This is a genomic window from Planktotalea sp. (assembly GCF_965659345.1).
GTDB lineage: Bacteria > Pseudomonadota > Alphaproteobacteria > Rhodobacterales > Rhodobacteraceae > Planktotalea.
The window spans coordinates 107,373-127,041 of the sequence record NZ_CBFHVK010000007.1; the positions used below are offsets into that span (position 1 = coordinate 107,373).

Annotated in this window: 16 protein-coding genes; 13 read left to right on the top strand and 3 right to left on the bottom strand. The window is 53.0% G+C overall.

What is annotated here, in order from left to right; all coding sequences use genetic code 11:
* Positions 1–72 precede the first annotated feature (72 nt).
* From ACTG3Z_RS07350 to mnhG, 10 genes are all read left to right on the top strand, one after another.
* Positions 73–1,713, top strand: a complete 1,641-nt coding sequence (locus ACTG3Z_RS07350) for an amidohydrolase (protein ID WP_439142238.1) — start codon at positions 73–75, stop codon at positions 1,711–1,713.
* On the top strand, positions 1,706–2,605 hold the full coding sequence (locus ACTG3Z_RS07355; RefSeq protein WP_439142240.1) for a CobW family GTP-binding protein: 900 nt from the start codon (positions 1,706–1,708) through the stop codon (positions 2,603–2,605). Before ACTG3Z_RS07350 ends, ACTG3Z_RS07355 begins: the two co-directional genes overlap by 8 nt.
* Positions 2,602–4,122: a malonate--CoA ligase gene (locus ACTG3Z_RS07360; protein WP_439142242.1), complete on the top strand. Its 1,521-nt coding sequence runs from the start codon at positions 2,602–2,604 to the stop codon at positions 4,120–4,122. The genes ACTG3Z_RS07355 and ACTG3Z_RS07360 overlap by 4 nt, the downstream gene beginning before the upstream one ends.
* Before the next feature lie 3 nt (positions 4,123–4,125).
* A complete protein-coding gene (yghU, locus tag ACTG3Z_RS07365; protein ID WP_439142243.1) occupies positions 4,126–4,983 on the top strand; it encodes a glutathione-dependent disulfide-bond oxidoreductase in 858 nt (285 codons plus the stop codon).
* A gap of 172 nt (positions 4,984–5,155) precedes the next feature.
* Positions 5,156–8,026 (top strand): monovalent cation/H+ antiporter subunit A, encoded by a 2,871-nt coding sequence (locus ACTG3Z_RS07370; protein WP_439142245.1) that lies wholly within the window; start codon positions 5,156–5,158, stop codon positions 8,024–8,026.
* Positions 8,026–8,382: a Na+/H+ antiporter subunit C gene (locus ACTG3Z_RS07375; protein ID WP_439142247.1), complete on the top strand. Its 357-nt coding sequence runs from the start codon at positions 8,026–8,028 to the stop codon at positions 8,380–8,382. Before ACTG3Z_RS07370 ends, ACTG3Z_RS07375 begins: the two co-directional genes overlap by 1 nt.
* Complete coding sequence (locus ACTG3Z_RS07380) at positions 8,379–9,923, top strand: monovalent cation/H+ antiporter subunit D (RefSeq protein ID WP_439142248.1); 1,545 nt, start codon at positions 8,379–8,381, stop codon at positions 9,921–9,923. Before ACTG3Z_RS07375 ends, ACTG3Z_RS07380 begins: the two co-directional genes overlap by 4 nt.
* A gap of 1 nt (position 9,924) precedes the next feature.
* Positions 9,925–10,425 (top strand): Na+/H+ antiporter subunit E, encoded by a 501-nt coding sequence (locus ACTG3Z_RS07385; RefSeq protein ID WP_439142249.1) that lies wholly within the window; start codon positions 9,925–9,927, stop codon positions 10,423–10,425.
* Positions 10,425–10,709: a K+/H+ antiporter subunit F gene (locus ACTG3Z_RS07390; protein WP_439142251.1), complete on the top strand. Its 285-nt coding sequence runs from the start codon at positions 10,425–10,427 to the stop codon at positions 10,707–10,709. Before ACTG3Z_RS07385 ends, ACTG3Z_RS07390 begins: the two co-directional genes overlap by 1 nt.
* A complete protein-coding gene (gene mnhG / locus ACTG3Z_RS07395) occupies positions 10,706–11,080 on the top strand; it encodes a monovalent cation/H(+) antiporter subunit G (RefSeq protein WP_439142253.1) in 375 nt (124 codons plus the stop codon). The genes ACTG3Z_RS07390 and mnhG overlap by 4 nt, the downstream gene beginning before the upstream one ends.
* Here the strand turns inward: mnhG and ACTG3Z_RS07400 are convergent, their stop codons facing one another.
* Positions 11,081–12,754 (bottom strand): NAD+ synthase, encoded by a 1,674-nt coding sequence (locus ACTG3Z_RS07400; protein WP_439142255.1) that lies wholly within the window; start codon positions 12,752–12,754, stop codon positions 11,081–11,083. It lies immediately after the preceding gene.
* Between the two features lie 158 nt (positions 12,755–12,912).
* Here ACTG3Z_RS07400 and ACTG3Z_RS07405 point away from each other — a divergent pair, with 158 nt between their 5' ends.
* Positions 12,913–14,322 carry a 2-isopropylmalate synthase gene (locus ACTG3Z_RS07405; protein WP_439142256.1) on the top strand — a complete coding sequence of 470 codons (1,410 nt, stop codon included), beginning with the start codon at positions 12,913–12,915 and terminating at the stop codon, positions 14,320–14,322.
* A gap of 3 nt (positions 14,323–14,325) precedes the next feature.
* On the opposite strand, the gene ACTG3Z_RS07410 is transcribed toward ACTG3Z_RS07405, so the two are convergent.
* Together ACTG3Z_RS07410 and ACTG3Z_RS07415 are read right to left on the bottom strand one after the other, a co-directional pair.
* Positions 14,326–15,852, bottom strand: a complete 1,527-nt coding sequence (locus tag ACTG3Z_RS07410) for a cryptochrome/photolyase family protein (RefSeq protein WP_439142258.1) — start codon at positions 15,850–15,852, stop codon at positions 14,326–14,328.
* Entirely contained in the window at positions 15,846–16,541 is a 696-nt protein-coding gene (locus ACTG3Z_RS07415) for an SDR family NAD(P)-dependent oxidoreductase (RefSeq protein WP_439142259.1), read from the bottom strand. Before ACTG3Z_RS07415 ends, ACTG3Z_RS07410 begins: the two co-directional genes overlap by 7 nt.
* 250 nt (positions 16,542–16,791) lie before the next feature.
* Here ACTG3Z_RS07415 and ACTG3Z_RS07420 point away from each other — a divergent pair, with 250 nt between their 5' ends.
* Together ACTG3Z_RS07420 and ACTG3Z_RS07425 are read left to right on the top strand one after the other, a co-directional pair.
* Positions 16,792–18,363 carry a 2-isopropylmalate synthase gene (locus ACTG3Z_RS07420; protein ID WP_439142261.1) on the top strand — a complete coding sequence of 524 codons (1,572 nt, stop codon included), beginning with the start codon at positions 16,792–16,794 and terminating at the stop codon, positions 18,361–18,363.
* 215 nt (positions 18,364–18,578) lie between these two features.
* A complete protein-coding gene (locus ACTG3Z_RS07425; RefSeq protein WP_072632586.1) occupies positions 18,579–19,625 on the top strand; it encodes a rod shape-determining protein in 1,047 nt (348 codons plus the stop codon).
* Positions 19,626–19,669: the final 44 nt, after the last annotated feature.

A 19,669-nucleotide genomic window follows, 5' to 3' on the forward strand; every position in this document is an offset into this window, starting at 1 on the left:
AAATTTGTTTGCACACAAATAAATCCCGCTTACGCTAAGAAAAATAACCGATGCGACATACGAGGGATTCCCATGAAGACGACTGTTTTCTCTGCCAGAAAAATTGTGACGATGAACCCTCAGAAACCGGAAGCAAGCCACGTAGCGATTCGTGAAGGGCGTATTTTGGCAGTTGGCTCCCTCGAAGAGATCGCAACATGGGGTGAATATGAGCTCGATGAGCGCTTTGCAGACAAAGTACTCTTCCCGGGTCTCGTTGAAGGACACGCGCACACTATGGAAGGCACGCTCTGGCGCTACGTCTATTGTGGCTACTTTGACCGGATGGATCCCAACGGAAAGACATGGAAGGGCAACAAAAGCATCGAAGATGTGCTGGCATCGCTTTCAGCCGCTGAAGCCTTGCTCGAAGATCCCGACGCGCCGCTTACGGGCTGGCAGCTTGATCCGATTTACCTTGATAACAAGCCAATCACGCGCGCGCAGCTTGATAGCGTATCGGCAACGCGTCCGATTGGTGTGATGAATGCGTCGGGCCATATTCTTTATGTGAACACCAAAGCGCTGGAACTCGCCGGTTTGATGAAAAGCGGCGTAAATCATCCCGGCATTTCACTTGGAAGTGACGGCATGCCGATGGGTGAGTTGAAAGGTCCAGATGCCATGACACCCGTGGGTGAGCATGTGGGTCTGAACCGCTCCATGACCGATAGTGACGAACGGGGTCTGCGTGATTTCGCACGACTTTGCGTACGTACTGGTGTGACAACAGTCACCGACCTTGCAGCCCGTCTAGAGCCAGAGGCGGTGGAAACAATGTTGCGCGTTACAGGCGAGCCGAACTTTCCAGCCTGCGTCGTCCCTTTGCGGTTTTTCCTTGGTTTGCCGCCAAAAGAGTTGATCCCAGAGGTTGCGCGCCTCAAGAAACTCTCGACTGATCGCCTATCGCTGGGTCGTATCAAGGTTGTCGCGGACGGATCGATCCAAGGCTTCTCTGCGCGGATGCGCTGGCCCGGCTATCACAACGGTGCGCCTAATGGTTTGTGGTATATCTCGCCCGAGCAAATGCAGGAAATCTATGAGCTTGCCCTTGCTGAAGGCATTCAGGTGCACACGCACACCAACGGTGATCAAGCAACGCAGCTTGCCATTGAGAAGCTGGAGCTGGCATTAAAAAAAGTTCCTTCAAATGATCATCGCTTTGTTTTGCAACACTGTCAGCTCGCAGATCGCGCACAATTCAAGAAGATGGCGGCGCTGAAGATGAGCGTGAACTTGTTTGCGAACCATCATTTTTATTGGGGCGATGAGCATTACCGTCTGACGGCTGGTCCGGATCGCGCGCTGCGCATGAACGCAACACGCACGGCCCTTGATTGTGGTGTGCCGATGACTATCCATTCGGATGCACCAGTCACCCCGCTTGGTCCGTTGTTCACCGCTTGGTGCGCAGTCAACCGCTTGACCGCGTCAGGCCGCACGCAAGGCGAGCATGAGAAAATCACTGTGGATGAAGCCCTTTGGGCGGTCACAATGGGCGCTGCGCATACGTTGCATATGGATGGTCAAATCGGTTCCATTGAGGTGGGTAAGCGCGCTGACTTCGCAGTTTTGGAAAGTGATCCCCGTGAAGCGGAGCCTGAAAAGCTGAAAGACGTTGAGGTTTGGGGCACGGTTCAAGGTGGACGCGTGTTCGCCGCCTCTGATGCTTGAGCCTTTACCCGTCACTATTATTGGTGGCTACTTGGGGGCGGGAAAAACGACGCTGGTGAACCATCTGTTGCGCACCGCGAATGGGCGTAAACTGGCAGTGTTGGTCAATGAATTTGGCGCACTCCCGATCGATGAGGACTTGATCGAAGCGCAGGGCGACGATTTGATTTCCATCGCAGGTGGCTGCATTTGCTGCTCTTTCGGCTCAGACCTAAGCGCTGCTTTGATGGACCTCTCAGACCTCAGCGTACGCCCGGATCAAGTGGTGATTGAATGCTCTGGCGTGGCAATTCCTTCGGCGATCGCGGCCTCTGTCAGCTTACTTGATGGTTTTAAACCGGATGGCACAGTTGTGATGGTCGATGCAGAAACCATCCAAGACGCGGCGATGGATGAATACATCGGCGACACGATCACACGGCAATTGGCGGACGCTGATTTGACCTTGATCAACAAAGCCGACCTTGTGGATGACGCACATGTTGAACGGCTTAAGACATGGCTCACGACGCTGGCCCCGAAAGCACGGTCTTTGGTCGCAGCGCATGGCAAAGCACCAATTGATATGGTGCTCGGCCTAGATGTAAACCCTCGCGAGTGCCAGCAAATGGGTCACGCGGACGGGTTGTTTGAGAGCATTGCACTGCCGTGCCATCATCCTGTGAACGGCCAAGCGCTCGCAAAAAAATTGACGCAAGACGCGATGCATATCGCGCGTGCGAAGGGGTTCTTTATTGATGAAACAGGCGCGTTGAAAGCACTGCACATCGTAGGACGCCGGTTTGAAATTACGGATGCCCCTGCAAATGCGCCTTTAGGGATTGTGTGTATAGGGCTCAAAGGGCAGTTTGACGGTGATCTGATCCGCAAGACTGCAAATGAGGCCCTATGACCAATCCGCTGTACGACGCTCTTTTTGCTCCTCATCAGGGCAAACAAACGCCTTTCATTCATGTGCCAGATGGACAAACGCTGACCCATGACGCGTTCTTGCGTATGTCGGCGCAGATTGCAGGAGCTTTAAGCGCGGAAGGCCTAACGGCCGGTGATCGTCTTGCGCTACAGGTTGAAAAATCGCCCGAAGCTTTGGCTGTGTATGCGGCGTGTGTGCAGAAAGGGATAATCTTTCTCCCCCTCAACACCGCCTATACCGCTGTCGAGCTAGAGTATTTCATCGACAACAGCGGTGCTAAGCTTGTGATCTGTGATCCAAGTAAAGAAGACAGTATCGCTCAAATCACTGCGCGCACAGGTGCGGCGTTGATGTCGCTCGGTGCAGATGGCAGCGGCAGCTTGATGCGCGCAGCCAGCACGCAAAGTGAGACCACTGAAACAACCGTGCGCAGTGGCGATGATTTGGCGGCGTTTCTGTATACCTCTGGCACAACAGGACGTTCGAAAGGAGCGATGTTAAGCCAGAACAATCTGCTCTCTAATGCGCAAGTTCTGAAAGACTACTGGGGGTTCAGCAAGGACGATGTCCTGCTTCATGCTTTGCCTATTTTCCACACGCACGGGCTTTTTGTAGCAAGCCATATTATGCTGCTTTCAGGGGGCGCGATGATTTTCATGCGTGCCTTCAACCCCGACACAATCCTGGCCGAAATGCCCCGCGCAACGACGATGATGGGAGTACCAACCTTCTATACGCGCCTGCTCGATCACGATGGATTCACCAAGAACGCGGCAGCACATATGCGGCTATTTATTTCTGGTTCTGCCCCCATGCTTAGTGAAACTCACGAGCAATTCGAAGCGCGCGCAGGTCAGCGTATTCTTGAACGCTATGGCATGACCGAAACGAACATGAACACGTCCAATCCCTATGAAGGCGAGCGCAAAGCAGGCACCGTCGGCTTTCCACTACCGGGCGTTGAGTTGAAAGTTTGTGATCCTGAAAATGGCGAGGAACTAGATCAAGGTGAGATTGGCGTTCTCGAAGTGCGCGGCCCGAATGTGTTTCAGGGCTACTGGCAGATGCCCGAAAAGACTGCAGAAGAGCTACGCGAAGACGGCTTTTTCATTACGGGTGATTTGGGGATGATCGATGCGGACGGTTATGTGCAGATTGTCGGGCGCGGTAAGGACCTCATCATTTCGGGCGGATATAACATTTATCCCAAAGAGATTGAGCTGGTGATTGACGACCAGCCTGGCGTCAAAGAAAGCGCCGTCATCGGCGTGCCGCACCCTGATTTCGGCGAAAGTCCTGTTGCAGTTGTCGTGCCTGAGGGCGACGGCCCCGACATCACCCAAATCACAGACGCGTGTCATGCAGCACTTGCCCGCTTTAAACATCCGCGCAAGATCATTATTCTTGACGCTCTGCCCCGCAATACGATGGGCAAAGTTCAAAAGAATATCCTGCGCGATGAGCACAACGCGCTGTTCGCTAACAAAGAAAGCTAACCCATGAGCAATCAAGACGAGTACACCCCCCCGAAAGTATGGACTTGGGAGCAAGAAAGCGGCGGTACATTTGCCTCTATCAACCGTCCGATTGCGGGCGCTACCCATGATAAAGAGCTGCCACGCGGCGAGCATCCTTTGCAACTGCATTCCATGGGCACACCGAATGGTGTGAAGGTTACGATCATGCTCGAAGAACTGCTCGCGCTTGGACATAAGGGCGCAGAGTACGACGCTTGGATGATTAAAATTGGGGATGGTGATCAGTTTGGCTCTGGTTTTGTCGATGCCAACCCGAACTCAAAGATCCCTGCTTTGCTGGATTATTCAGATGGCGAGGAGCCGATCCGCGTGTTCGAGAGCGCTTCGATCCTGATGCACTTGGCCGAAAAATTCGGAGCGCTTATTCCTGGGGGTCAAGCGCGCGTTGAATGCTTTAACTGGCTATTCTGGCAAATGGGTAGTGCGCCATACTTGGGCGGCGGGTTTGGCCATTTCTACGCATATGCACCGTTCAAAATGGAATACCCGATCAACCGTTTTGCAATGGAAGTGAAACGCCAGATGGATGTTCTGGATCGTCATTTGGCGGAAAACGAATATTTGGCGGGATCAGAATATTCTATCGCTGATATCGCAACTTGGCCTTGGTATGGTCGCTTGGCCGAGGGCAAAGCATATGATGCTGGCGAGTTCTTGGATGTGAAAAGCTACGAGAACGTTCAGCGCTGGACCAAACAAATCGGCGCGCGTGACGCAGTCAAGCGCGGCAAGATTGTGAATGTCGCTTGGGGCGAAGAAAACGCGCAACTTCCAAATCGGCATTCAGCCGCGGATATTGATGAAGTGCTTGCCAAATAAACTGTCAATTTTCGGCCCTTTCTGTACGGATCTTCTATCCTTGGGGCCGAAAATTCACTTTTGGTCACAAAATCCGACAGAATTTCTTGGTTTTTAGCTCAAGGCACTCTTGTGCTTTTGACGATTCGCCTCACATTAAGGCGAGATCCCATATCTTTGCCAAGGAGTTCGCGTGTCCCTCTTCTTTATCGTCGCTCTACCGTTCTTTGGAGCGCTGCTCCCTGGCCTAATGAACTCCGCAGGACGCGCTGCGACAGCGGGCGTGACATTTACCGTCACTTTGGCTGCGTTCATCGGGCTGTTGACCAACCTGCCTAGCGTACTGGCGGGAGACATCGTCATGGCACGTGTCGACTGGATGCCGCTTCTTGGGCTGAACTTCTCGCTTATGCTTGATGGGCTTGGCTTTTTCTTTGCGCTTTTGATCCTGGGGATCGGGCTTTTGATTATCGCGTATGGCCGCAATTACCTGAGCCGCGACGATAATATGGGGCAGTTTTTTACCTATCTTCTGCTTTTCCAAGGCGCGATGGTCGGCATCGTTCTAAGCGATAACATATTGCTTTTGCTTGTCTTCTGGGAGCTAACGTCACTTTCTTCTTTCCTGCTGATCGGTTATTGGAAGCACCTACCAGAAGGTCGTCAAGGCGCGCGCATGGCGCTTACCGTGACAGGCATGGGTGGCCTCGCGATGATCGGTGGTATGCTAATATTGGGCCAGATTGCAGGCAGCTATGACCTAAGCGTTATTTTGCAAAACCGCGAGTTGATCCAAGCTGACCCGCTTTACGTGCCAGCGCTTATCCTGATTTTGCTAGGCTGCTTTACCAAATCGGCGCAATTTCCGTTCCATTTCTGGCTGCCACACGCCATGGCCGCCCCGACCCCTGTTTCCGCCTATCTGCACTCCGCGACGATGGTGAAAGCCGGCATTTTTCTCATGGCGCGTATGTGGCCTGTTTTGTCGGGTACGCCAGAATGGTTCGCCATTGTCACCACTGCCGGCTTGATCACGATGGTCTTGGGCGCGGTCATTGCACTGTTCAAGCATGATTTGAAAGCGCTGTTGGCCTTTTCAACCGTCAGTCATTTGGGTCTTATCACGATGCTTTTGGGCACGGGCACTGCCTTTGGCGCAATGGCAGCGATGTTCCACATTCTTAACCACGCGACATTTAAAGCTGCACTTTTTATGTCCGCTGGTATCATCGATCACGAAGCACATACCCGCGACATTCGTCGTCTTGGTGGCCTGCGCAAGCTCATGCCGATCACCTTTATCGTCGCATCACTCGCCGCGCTTTCTATGGCAGGCATTCCACTTTTGAATGGTTTTCTTTCCAAAGAAATGATGCTCGAGGAAGCCAATCACACCGTCTTGTTTAACACGCCTTGGTTGGTGCCATTTCTGGCGACAGTCGGATCGCTTTTCTCTGCTGCGTATTGCTTCCGCCTGATTGGCCACGTGTTCCTTGGACCTGTTCGCGACGACTATCCAGCGAAACCCCATGATCCGGGTGCAGGTCTGTGGCTGCCACCTGCAATTTTGGTTGTTCTTGTTGTCGTTATCGGCATCGCGCCGTTCCTTGCTGAACCATTTATCAAGCTTGTCACAGCTTCCGTTCTTGGAGAGGCCGCTGAAGTTCCGAAAGCTTACTTCAAAATTTGGCATGGCTTGGTGCCCGCACTTTATATGTCTATCGTCGCGGTTATTGGTGGTTTGATCATGCTTGCGATCTTCAGGCCATCCTTGCGGATCTGGGATGCAATGCCGCGCCCAGAGGCGAAAGTCATCTTTGAAGCCATCGTTGAAAGCGTCGCCAAACTGGCACGCGCGATTATCTTGCCGCTGCACAACGGTGCGTTTTCACGCTACGCCGCGATTGCTGCAATCACTATGGTGGCCGTGGGCTATCACGCTTGGAGCACGGGAACGATCGCTGCGCCGACCCGTGACATGCAGCCAGCCAACGCAGTCGCAATTGGCGGATGGCTGATGCTTGTGGCGGCAACCGCTGGCATGGTTATGATGCACCGCAATCGCCTTTTGTCGCTTATTTTGATTGGCATTGTAGGTCTTATGGTCTCGGTCGGGTTCGTTTTCTTCAGCGCCCCAGACCTAGCCATGACGCAGTTCACCGTTGAAGTTGTGACAATCATCTTGCTTTTGTTAGCGTTGAATTTCTTACCCAACAAGACACCCATTGAAAGCTCTGTTTTGCGCCGCGTTCGTGACACGAGCATTGCAATTTTTGGTGGCCTCGCGACCTTTGCACTGTCCTATCACTACATGCTGCGCGACGCTGTCACTGCGCCCATTTCAGAGTTCCACCTAGCGAATTCGTACAAAGGGGGCGGCGGTACGAATGTGGTAAATGTGATCCTTGTCGATTTCCGTGGCTTTGATACATACGGTGAAATCATCGTGCTCGGTATCGCCGCGTTGCTGATTTATGCGCTGACAGAAACATTGCTTGGTGGGCCTGTCCGTGCGCGTTTATTGAACCGTAAGCCAGATCAAAAGCGTGCTGGTAACCAGCATCCAATGATGATGGTCGTCCTCACACGCGGCATTATGCCGGTTGTCTTGTTGGTCGGTTTCTACATCTTCTTGCGCGGCCACAATGAACCGGGTGGCGGATTTATCGCTGGTCTGATCGTCTCGATTGCGGTTGTCATGCAATATATGGCGAGCGGATTTGGATGGGCGTCGGCGCGTTTACGCTACCCCTATCACGGTGTCATTGGTGCAGGTGTTTTGATCGCTGGGTTTACTGGCATCGGGTCATGGTTTGTTGGCAAACCTTTCCTCACTTCCGATTTCACCTACGTCCGCATCCCACCGTTTGAAGAATTCGAATTGGCAACAGCTGCATTGTTTGATCTTGGCGTCTTCTTGGCCGTCGTTGGCGCGGTGATGCTATCGCTTGAGAGTTTTTCACGCCTTGCACGTCAAGCGGGTGGGCCGGAAAGCGAACACGCGATGGAAATTGACCCATCCCGTGATGATCCAAAAGAGCAAGCCACGAAGGAGGCCGTGTAATGGAATTTCTTGTTGCATCAGCCATCGGCATTCTTACAGCAGGCGGGCTTTACCTAACGCTTCGACTGCGCACGTTCCCCGTGATCTTGGGGATTTCGTTACTGACTTATGCTGTGAATGTGTTTTTGTTCGCCTCAGGGCGCTTAACCGTTGGCGCGCCACCGATCTTGAGCAAAGGGGTCGACGTTTACGCGGATCCACTGCCCCAAGCGTTGGTGCTAACGGCTATCGTGATCTCCTTTGGCATGACAGCCGTCGTTGTGATGATTGGTCTGGGTGCCTTCCTTGGCTCTGACGACGACCATGTAGATGATCAGCCCGAAGGCGATGATAAAGCAGCGGAGGGCGCGCAATGATACATTGGATTGTAGCCCCTGTTATTCTGCCTGCACTCGTCGCGCCGTTCATCGTACTCGCCGCGCGCTACCATATCGGCATTCAACGTGTGCTATCGCTCGCTGGGGTTATCGCGTTGGTGATCATTGCGGCTAGCCTTGCTTGGCAGGCGTCCGATGGAACAATTACACTGTACCAAATGGGCGATTGGGCGGCACCATTTGGCATCGTTTTGGTTGGGGATCAACTTTCAACCATGATGGTCCTGCTCACATCGGTGCTTGCGCTGTTTGTGCTGCTCTATGCCATTGGTTCTGGCTGGGATGATCGTGGTCGGCATTTCCACGCTTTGTTTCAGTTCCAGTTAATGGGTATCATGGGCGCGTTTTTGACGGGCGACTTGTTCAACTTGTTCGTTTTCTTCGAAGTCCTTTTGATCGCCTCCTACGGCCTGATGATCCACGCAGGCGGCAACGCGCGACTCAAAGCGGGCGTGCAGTATGTGTTGTTCAACTTGATTGGCTCGACATTATTCCTTTTTGCATTGGGCTCTATCTATGCCGAAACAGGCACCCTGAATATGGCGGACCTAGCGAATCGCGTGACGCTGATTGGATCAGAGGAAACCGTGGGCATTCGCATCGCATCGGTGCTTTTACTTATGGTGTTCGCGATTAAAGCCGCTCTCGTGCCGCTACATTTTTGGCTTCCATCAAGCTATGCAGAGGCCCCTGCCCCAGTCGCCGCGCTTTTTGCAATCATGACAAAAGTGGGCGCATACGCGATCATTCGCGTCTACACGATGATCTTTCACCCAGAGCTTGAGGCAACGGCAGGCCTACATGATGTTTGGCTGCTCCCAGCGGCACTGGTATCCCTCGCGATAGGTATGACCGGTGTCTTGGCCGTCAAAAAGCTGGACCGTTTGGTTGCATTTTCGGTAATTGGATCGATGGGAATGGTGATGATTTCCATCTCACTGTTCACGCCTGAAAGCATTGCGGCAGCGCTTTACTACATCGTGCATTCTACGCTTGCGGGTGCCGCCTTGTTCCTCATCTCCGACTTGGTCCGCACCGGACGTAGCAATCTTGATCTGACGGTGCAGCCTGTCATTTCAGGCAATGCGCTGACTGCGGGTATGTTCTTTGTTGGTGCGATTGCCATGGCGGGCCTGCCACCGCTTTCAGGGTTCTTGGGCAAGCTTTTGGTGCTCGATGCGGCTTTTGACAGCAGCAAGATGGCTTGGATTTGGGCGATCGTTCTTGGCTCTAGCCTGATCAGTATCCTTGGGTTCGCGCGCGCGGGAAGCATCGTATTCTGGAAAGCGCATAGTGTATCACACGAAGATCGTGCCGAGGTACCAAACGCACCCGCGCCGCTTGCCTATATCGCCGTCGGTGGATTGGTCGCGATGCTTGTTGCGCATACCGTTTTTGCGGGGCAAGTGCATGGTTACACAGCCAAGATGGCAGCTGGATTGTTCGCTCCAGAGCCGTATATTTCCACTGTTGTCGAAACGCCCGGCAAGCTGAGCGATGCGAAGAAGGGGGATCAATAAAATGGCACGCGCATATCACTGGTTACTGCCACACCCATTTCTAACGCTTCTACTGGCTGTTGTTTGGATACTCCTTCAGAACGAATTCTCTGCGGGGATGGCCGTGTTTGGCGTCATCTTGGGAATTATCATCCCACGTATGACATCAATCTGGTGGCCAGATACGCCAAAGGGTTTTCGCCTTCGCAAGATGTTCAGCTATAGCCTGATTGTGATGTGGGATATTGTGGTTGCAAACATTCAAGTCGCTTGGATTGTGCTGTCTGTCCCAAATTCAAAACTAAAGCCGGCGTGGATTGTGGTCCCACTTGATCTGGTTCAGCCAGAAGCCATTACCATGCTTGCAGGGACGATCACATTGACGCCCGGTACGGTGTCTGCGGACTTGTCAGACAAAGGGCACAGCTTGCTGGTGCACGTCTTGCACACGGATGATCCAGACAGCGTCGTTGAAGAAATCAAGACACGCTATGAAGCACGTTTGAAGGAGATTTTCGTATAATGACTGCTCCCGAATTCTTGAGCCTCGCGCTGACAATTGTATTCGTTTCGTTGGTGATTGGGCAAATCCTATCAATGGTGCGTCTTGTTCTAGGACCCACGTCCGGAGACCGTATCTTGGCGCTCGACACGATGGTCATCAATGCCATTGGTCTTGTGGTCGTACTCGGCATCTCACAAGGCGCGCAGATCTATTTTGAAGTCTCATTGCTTATCGCGATGCTGGGCTTTGTATCAACAGTTGCGCTTGCGCGGTTTATTTTGCGGGGGGATATCATCGAATGAGTGGCGAAATTATTGGAACCTATGCGACAGCCATTTTCCTACTCATCGGCGCGGGTTTTGTCGCTGTCGGTGTGATTGGTCTGTTGAAGTTCAACGATCCCATGACACGCCTGCATGCACCAACAAAGGTGGGTACAGTTGGCATTGGCGCGCTTTTACTCGCCTCTATCATCCATTCCTACACGCTAGGTGAAACATCCTATCATGAGCTGCTAATCATGGCGTTCTTGTTCGTGACTGCGCCGATTTCTGCGAACTTTATTGCCAAGGTGAATATTCACTTGGGCACCTGCGAAACGCCGCCAAAGCCAGAAATCGATGACAAATGGGCGACATTAGAGACACCGGACGAAGAGCTGATCAAAAACTGATCAGCTGTTGTCACGCCATCTGTTCGCGATAGGATAACGGCGATCAAGCCAAAACGCGCGCCGAGACAGGCGCGTACCGGGTGCTGACTGGAAGCGTTTGTACTCGGAAATATAGAGCAGATGTTCGATCTTTTTGACGACATCACGCTCATAACCCGCAGCGACGCAATCTGCGACAGATGCATCATCGTCCACAAGCATTTCCAAGATCCCATCAAGGATCGGGTAATCCGGCAGGCTGTCGCTGTCTTTTTGATCGGGGCGCAGCTCAGCTGAGGGCGGCTTGTCGATGATAGAGGGTGGGATCACCTCGCCCTCGGGGCCCATCATCCATTCAAAATGGTTTTGGTTGCGCCAACGGCAGACCTCGAAGACCCGCACTTTGTACATGTCTTTGATCGGGTTATAGCCGCCTGACATATCGCCATAAATCGTCGCATAGCCGACCGCGACTTCTGACTTGTTTCCAGTGGTCAGCAGCATCGAGCCGAATTTGTTGCTCATCGCCATAAGCAACAAGCCACGCAATCGCGATTGAATATTCTCTTCGGTCACATCGGGCTCATGACCCTCGAACAAATCGGCCAGCGTGTTGGTAATCGCATCGCGGCCCTCTTTGATCGGCACGAAATTATACGTCGCGCCAATGCGCTCGGCGCAATCTTTGGCGTCATCAAGCGAGCCTTGCGAGGTATACTCGGACGGTAGCATCACGCAGCGCACATTCTCGCCGCCCAGCGCATCTACAGCGATCGTCGCAACAAGCGCGCTATCGATCCCGCCGGACATCCCAAGCAGGACTTTCTTGAACCCTGTCTTGCCCATGTAATCGCGCAAGGCTTGCACACAGACACGGTAATCTTGCTCGAACTGGCCCGGAATAATTGCTTTTGCCCCATCGTCGACCCGCCAGCCATCGGGCGTGCGGGTTAGATCGACATGCGTGATCTCTTCATCAAACACGGGCATTTGCATCGCGAGCTTGCCACCGGGATTGAGGGCGAAAGAGCCACCATCAAAGACCTGATCATCCTGCCCGCCCACCATGTTAAGGTAGATCAAAGGCAGTCCTGTTTCGATCACACGGCTGACCATCTGGTTCATCCGCACGTCAAATTTTCCGCGATAGTAGGGCGAGCCGTTGGGGACGAGCAGAAATTCTGCGCCCGTTTCTTCAAGCGTTTCAGACACGTCCTCATGCCATGCATCTTCGCAAATCGGGCTGCCAATACGTGTGTTACCAACAGAATACGGCCCACCCAATGGGCCACTGTCAAAGATGCGCACTTCGTCAAAGACATCTTCATTGGGCAGGTTATGCTTCAGCGCCTTGCTCGCGATTTTGCCACCGCGACAGATGAAGTAAGCATTATAAAGTTTACCGTCTTCTACCGCGGGACCACCAATCGCAAGCGCTGGACCATCGCCGCATTGAAGTGCGAGCTCTTCAATGGCAGCAAGACAGGCTGCCTGCACCGCTGGTTTCATCACCAAATCTTGCGCGTTATAGCCAAGGATGAACATTTCGGGCAATGCAACAAGATCCGCTTTGGCGTCGCGTCCAGCTTCCCAAGCCTTACGTGCTTTAGCGGCGTTCCCTGCAATATCGCCCACGGTTGGATTTAACTGGCCCAGCGTGATGCGGAAATGATCTGAGTTGGATGCTGCGGTCATGATAAGCGCTCCGGCAAGAAGTGTTGGGCAAGATGTAGCTCTAGGAGCGGCTAAGGGAAAGAGCTCGACGTCATCTGCGCCCGAAAATCCATTGGCATTGCACATGTGCTGAACTAGGGTCTCGTCCAAACAGTGGCCTTTAGAACCGGATAGCTTTCATGCGTAATGCTTCGCTCGCTCTTATAATGTCTCTCGCTATGGGTGCTCTGCCGCTTGGTGCGCAGACGACAGATGTGCAAACGAAGCAATATGATGATGGTGGTTTTTACGAAGGTACGTTCAAAGACGGGATGCAGCACGGGTTGGGCACCTATCGTTTGCCCAACGGGTACGAGTATTCCGGTGAATGGATCATGGGTGAAATACTTGGTGAAGGTCGCGCATTGTTTCCTGACGGCGCCGTCTATGAGGGTGCTTTCGCCAAAGGCAAGCCCGACGGTATCGGTCGCATCACCTATAATGATGGCAGCACCTATGAGGGCAGTTGGGAAAATGGCGTGCCGCAAGGCACAGGGGTATCGATAAGTGCAGATGGCAGCCGCTATGAGGGGGCTTTTCGCGGTGGTAAACATCATGGCAAAGGCGTTCTGAAACGCGCGGATGGATACATATACACCGGCGACTGGGTGAATGGCGTCAAAGAAGGTGCGGCGACGATTGTTTATGAGGACGGCTCTGAATATCAAGGGCAAGTCCAAGACGGCAAACGTGAAGGTCGGGGCATTTTTACGCTGAGCGACGGGATGATCCTTGATGGTCCTTGGCGCGGCGGGCAGCTTAGCGGAATTGGCAAAGTCATTCAGCCCAACGGCGACCTTTACGAGGGCGAGCTGGTTGCAGGACGGCGCGAAGGCAAAGGCAAAGTTATCTACCAGAACGGTGATGTGTATGAGGGTGATTTCCTGGACGATCTGCGCCACGGGATCGGCACGTTCACCGCGGCTGATAATTATATCTATTCAGGAGAATGGCGTCTTGGGCTGATCGAAGGCACGGGACGCGTGAATTACCCTGATGGGTCAGTCTATGAGGGTCAGATGCTGAACGGCTTGGCACAAGGGAAAGGCCAAATCACCTACCCCAATGGTTCTGGCTATGTCGGTCAATGGGTCGCCAATGTGATCGAGGGCACGGGCCGCGCGGTTTATGCCAACGGCACAATCTATGAAGGCCAGTTCAAAGACGCCAAACACGATGGACAAGGGACGCTCACACGCCCTGATGGGTACAGCTACAGTGGCGCTTGGGTTGCGAATGAAATCCTTGGGGTTGGCACTGCAACCTATCCTGATGGGTCCATCTATGAGGGCCAATTCACAAACGGTCAGCGCAATGGACGTGGTGTTTTCCGAATGGCCGATGGATTTGTCTATGAGGGGATGTGGGCAGCTGGTTCTATGACTGGCGAAGGGCGTGCCACATACGCAAGCGGCGACATATATGTTGGCGCATTTGTGGATGGCAAACGCCAAGGCGTCGGCGAAATGCGCTACACTGATGGCAAGGTGGCATCAGGGATTTGGGCGAACGGTCAGCTCGTTACGCCTGATGAGCAAAGTGGAAATTAAGAGTTAAACCGCTTCGCCAGCATCCAGTTTCTCAAGAAAAATCGCAGCATCTGCCAAAACTGTCGCACGGTGATCTTCATGCATGCGGTTCCATGTGCGGTACATATTGCCCATCCGTGTATTATTGGCAAAGCGGTCCTCATGACGGATTAGAAAATCCCAATAGAGCAGATTGAACGGGCAAGCATTTTCGCCCGTCTTTTCTTTGACGGAATAGGCGCAGGATTTGCAGTAATTTGACATCCGGTTGATGTAGGCCCCGCTCGACACATAAGGCTTTGATGCGATGATCCCCCCATCGGCAAACTGGCTCATCCCTATGGTGTTTGGCGCTTCGACCCATTCAAACGCGTCTGCGTAAACTTCCAGATACCACTGATGAACCTGTTCAGGATCAATGCCCGCAAGCAATGCAAAGTTGCCAGTCACCATGAGGCGTTGAATGTGGTGGGCATAGGCTTCTTCACGTGTTTGCGCGACTGCTTTCGACAAACAGTGCATCTTCGTTTCGCCGCCCCAATATAGCGCAGGCAACGCCCGTGTGTGATCTAGTGCATTGCGCGAGGTGTAGTTCGGCCCCTCTAGAAAATAAATGCCCCGCACGTATTCACGCCAGCCAATAATTTGGCGAATGAACCCTTCAACCGCGTTAATTGGCGCATGACCGTCGTTATACGCAGCTTCGGCCGCTTGACAGATTTCCAACGGACCAAGGAGCCCTGCGTTCAGATAAGGCGAAATCACCGCGTGATAGAGGAATTTATTCTCCGTGAGCATCGCGTCTTGAAAGTCACCAAATCGAGGAAGCGCATGCGTGATGAAATGATCAAGCGCTTTGAGCGCATCGTCGCGGGTCGTTGCAAAGTTGAACCCATCGAGCGTGCCGAAGTGATCTGCAAAACTTGCCTCCACCAACGCAAGAACGTCTCGCGTGATAGCATCAGGTTCAAACGGTAAAGGGCCCGAATAGCTCACATCTTTCGGGGCAGCTTTGCGATTTTCGTGATCAAAATTCCACTTTTCACCAACTGGCTTGTCGCCGTCCATCAACAGCCCTGTTTTTCGGCGCATGTCGCGGTAAAAGTATTCCATTCGAAGCGCTTTGCGGCCTTCTGCCCAAGCCTCAAATTCTTGCAAGCTGGCGATGAAGCGATCATCCTCAAGCATCTGGATTTTCAATGGCGCGTCTTCAAGCGCTTCAATCAGGCGCCATTCCCCCGGCGACGTGGCAAGCACTTCTTTCGCCCCCGTCTCTTCCATACGGCGTAGCAATTCACCAATGATGCTACCTGCATTTTGCGTGTCATCGAGCTGGGTGTAGCGCACACTCCAACCGTCAGCTTCCAATGCGCGCGCAAATTTTCGCATCGCAGCAAAGATAAATGCGATCTTTTTAGGGTGATGCTTCACATAGGTCGCTTCAGCTTCGACTTCTGCCATGACCACAATGTCTTCAGCTTTATTGGCAGCGCGCAGCGCAGAGAGATAAGCGCTCAACTGATCCCCTAGAACAAGAACGAGTTTCACCAAGGCACCCTTTCGCCAGCCCAGTCAAAGAATTGACCAGTATGTGATGAATCAAGCGCGCCAAGAACCCCAAGCAGGTTTTCGGCTGCTTCAGGCGCGGGCACAGAAGCATGGCGCGCGACATATTTTTCGGTAAAGGCTGTTTGAACAGTCCCGGGATGCAACGCCACAAATGCAAGGGATTTGTGCGTGCGCGCCAATTCAATCGCGCTCGTGTGCACGATTTGATTAACCGCGGCTTTCGCAGCGCGGTAGGAATACCAACCGCCGAGCTTATTATCCCCAATGGAGCCAACACGCGCCGACAGCACTGCAATATGGGCCGGTGATTTACGATCCAATAAACGCGCGACGTGGCGCAAAATCATTGCCGGACCTACTGCATTTAAAGCAAACTGATCCATCATTGCTTTCGCGCTTAACTGTTTCAGCGACTTCTCAGGCTTTGCGCCGTCAATCTCTAATGCGCCTGTAGTAACAATCACAAGATCATAGGTTTGATCCAACGCGCCGAGCACGCGTTCCACCGTTGTTTCATCGGTCACATCCAACCCGTCTACGCTGCGCGATAGCTCTGTAACGGCCGTTCCAGACGCTTTCAGCACAGCACAAAGCGCAGCGCCAATTCCGCCAGAAGCGCCTATGATCAATGCATTTTTCCAGTTCATGACACGAAAATAATTCGCCTGCATTTCAGGTCAATCCAAAAAGGGGTTTTCCTTAAGTATTTTCACGGTATAACGGCCTCTATGAAGATACTTGGCCATATCCAAAGCGACGCACGGCGCATTAGCGCCGGCCCTCTGCGTGGCCTCCTCCTTCTTAGCTGCCTCTGAGCGTGCCGGTTGGCGCGAGCGCTCAGGGGAGTTCATAGCGCGCCACTTCACATGAAAATCCGGTTTAGTCCTTGCAAACGCAGGGCGCATGAAAATGAGACAGACAATGAGCACTTCCCAAAAAGATAAAGTCTTCATCTTTGACACAACGCTGCGCGATGGCGAACAAAGTCCCGGCGCAACGATGAGCCATAGCGAGAAACTCGAAATCGCAGGTTTGCTGGACGACATGGGCGTCGACATCATCGAAGCTGGTTTTCCTATCGCTTCAGAGGGTGATTTTCGCGCAGTAAGCGAAATCGCCAAGAATGCACGCAACTCTGTCATTTGCGGCCTGTCTCGTGCCAATTTCGGTGACATTGATCGATGCTGGGAGGCCGTGAAGCACGCGAGCAAACCACGCATTCACACGTTTATTGGCACATCACCTTTGCACCGCGCCATTCCCAACCTAACCATGGATGAGATGGCCGAGCGTATCCACGACACTGTCAGCCACGCGCGCAACTTGTGTGATAACGTGCAATGGTCGCCAATGGATGCGACGCGCACGGAAGAAGACTATCTTTGCCGCACCGTTGAAATTGCGATCAAAGCGGGTGCCACAACGATCAACATTCCAGACACAGTCGGTTACACAGCACCGGTTGAGAGTGCAGATTTGATCCGCATGTTGATTAACAAAGTGCCCGGCGCAGATGAAATCGTCTTCGCAACGCATTGCCATAACGACCTTGGCATGGCGACAGCGAATTCTTTGGCCGCGGTCGAGGGCGGCGCACGTCAGATCGAATGCACGATCAATGGTTTGGGTGAGCGCGCAGGCAATACCGCTTTGGAAGAAGTGGTGATGGCGTTGAAAGTCCGTGGCGATATCATGCCCTATTCAACGGGGATCGACACGACAAAGATCATGAACATCTCGCGCCGTGTCGCGGCTGTTTCGGGTTTTGCAGTTCAATATAACAAAGCGATTGTTGGCAAAAACGCCTTTGCGCATGAAAGCGGCATCCATCAGGATGGCATGCTAAAGAACGCCGAAACCTTTGAAATCATGCGCCCCGAAGATGTGGGTTTGACCGAGACAAATATCGTTATGGGCAAACACTCTGGCCGCGCGGCTTTGCGCTCCAAGCTGGAGAACTTGGGGTTCGAGCTGGGCGATAACCAGTTGAAAGACGTCTTTGTTCGTTTCAAAGAGCTCGCTGATCGCAAGAAAGAAGTGTTTGACGATGATCTTGTCGCTTTGATGCGTACCGCGAGCGATCCTGAAAGCGATCGGCTGAGCGTCAAATCACTACGCGTTGTTTGCGGCACAGATGGCCCTCAAGAAGCGGCACTGACATTGGCGGTGGACGGCGAAGATCGCGCCACCACCGCGACGGGTGATGGCCCTGTAGATGCAACGTTCAATGCAGTGAAAGAGCTATTTGACCACAATGCACGTTTGCAACTTTATCAAGTCCACGCCGTGACGGAGGGCACCGATGCACAAGCAACTGTGTCGGTGCGTTTGGAAGAAGACGGCAAGATTGTAACTGGTCAGTCCGCAGATACAGATACTGTGGTCGCGTCAGCGAAAGCCTATGTCAGTGCTTTGAACCGTTTGCTCGTACGACGCGATCAAAACGACGTTGGCTACGATACCAAAGGCGTGAGCTACAAAGATGTCTCGTAAACTTCTTCTTTCCAGATAACTCCTGCCGGAGACTAAACCGAATTTTATAAAAATTCGCAGCTTTACATGCGAACCCGCCCTAAAAATAAGGGCGGGTTCGCGCCGATTGTCTGAATTGACCCCCTTTTCCCTACGCCAAAAGAGCCTATAAGGGCATCTCGTTCGCACTCATAAGAGTCGCGAGCTCAAAATCATTCTGAGCAGGACCATAGCGCATGGCATTTTGGGACAAAATCTCCGGCCTTTTCACATCTGACATGGCCATTGACCTCGGCACAGCGAACACGCTTGTCTATGTTAAGGGCAAAGGCGTTGTTCTGTCGGAGCCTTCGGTTGTGGCCTATCACATCAAAGATGGCGTAAAAAAAGTGCTCGCTGTGGGGGAGGACGCGAAGCTTATGCTTGGTCGCACACCCGGCTCCATCGAAGCGATCCGCCCGATGCGCGAAGGTGTGATTGCGGACTTTGATACCGCCGAAGAGATGATCAAACATTTCATCCGCAAGGTGCACAAGCGCTCTACCTTTTCAAAGCCGAAGATCATCGTCTGCGTGCCCCATGGTGCGACACCCGTTGAAAAGCGAGCCATTCGTCAATCTGTTCTCTCCGCGGGCGCACGCCGTGCGGGACTGATTGCAGAACCGATTGCTGCTGCAATTGGTGCAGGCATGCCGATCACCGATCCAACCGGTAACATGGTTGTCGATATTGGCGGTGGTACGACTGAGGTCGCGGTTCTTTCCTTGGGTGACATCGTTTATGCGCGCTCCGTACGAGTGGGTGGCGACCGTATGGATGAGGCAATCATCAGCTATTTGCGTCGCCAGCAAAACTTACTTGTCGGCGAATCCACAGCCGAGCGCATCAAAACATCCATCGGCACCGCGCGTATGCCTGACGATGGGCGTGGTGCGTCGATGCAAATTCGTGGACGCGACTTACTAAATGGTGTTCCAAAAGAAACCGAAATTTCCCAAGCGCAAATCGCGGAAGCGCTCGCAGAACCTGTTCAACAGATTTGCGAAGCGGTGATGACTGCACTTGAAGCGACACCACCAGACCTTGCTGCAGATATTGTGGATCGCGGTGTTATGCTCACCGGTGGCGGCGCTTTGCTGGGTGATCTTGATCTCGCCCTGCGTGAGCAGACGGGCCTTGCCGTTTCTATTGCAGATGAAAGCCTGAATTGCGTGGCACTCGGCACTGGTAAGGCGCTGGAATACGAAAAACAATTACGCCACGCGATTGATTACGATAGCTAATTTCGGCATCGTAGCATCGGAGAGCATCTAGCCTCTCTTAGCGG

Coding starts and splice junctions, on each gene's coding strand:
- ACTG3Z_RS07380 (WP_439142248.1), top strand. CDS start 8,379: ATGATACATTGGATTGTAGCCCCTGTTATTCTGCCTGCACTCGTCGCG.
- ACTG3Z_RS07425 (WP_072632586.1), top strand. CDS start 18,579: ATGGCATTTTGGGACAAAATCTCCGGCCTTTTCACATCTGACATGGCC.
- ACTG3Z_RS07400 (WP_439142255.1), bottom strand. CDS start 12,754: ATGACCGCAGCATCCAACTCAGATCATTTCCGCATCACGCTGGGCCAG.
- ACTG3Z_RS07385 (WP_439142249.1), top strand. CDS start 9,925: ATGGCACGCGCATATCACTGGTTACTGCCACACCCATTTCTAACGCTT.
- ACTG3Z_RS07350 (WP_439142238.1), top strand. CDS start 73: ATGAAGACGACTGTTTTCTCTGCCAGAAAAATTGTGACGATGAACCCT.
- mnhG (WP_439142253.1), top strand. CDS start 10,706: ATGAGTGGCGAAATTATTGGAACCTATGCGACAGCCATTTTCCTACTC.
- ACTG3Z_RS07420 (WP_439142261.1), top strand. CDS start 16,792: ATGAGCACTTCCCAAAAAGATAAAGTCTTCATCTTTGACACAACGCTG.
- ACTG3Z_RS07390 (WP_439142251.1), top strand. CDS start 10,425: ATGACTGCTCCCGAATTCTTGAGCCTCGCGCTGACAATTGTATTCGTT.
- ACTG3Z_RS07405 (WP_439142256.1), top strand. CDS start 12,913: ATGCGTAATGCTTCGCTCGCTCTTATAATGTCTCTCGCTATGGGTGCT.
- ACTG3Z_RS07355 (WP_439142240.1), top strand. CDS start 1,706: ATGCTTGAGCCTTTACCCGTCACTATTATTGGTGGCTACTTGGGGGCG.
- yghU (WP_439142243.1), top strand. CDS start 4,126: ATGAGCAATCAAGACGAGTACACCCCCCCGAAAGTATGGACTTGGGAG.
- ACTG3Z_RS07415 (WP_439142259.1), bottom strand. CDS start 16,541: ATGCAGGCGAATTATTTTCGTGTCATGAACTGGAAAAATGCATTGATC.
- ACTG3Z_RS07375 (WP_439142247.1), top strand. CDS start 8,026: ATGGAATTTCTTGTTGCATCAGCCATCGGCATTCTTACAGCAGGCGGG.
- ACTG3Z_RS07360 (WP_439142242.1), top strand. CDS start 2,602: ATGACCAATCCGCTGTACGACGCTCTTTTTGCTCCTCATCAGGGCAAA.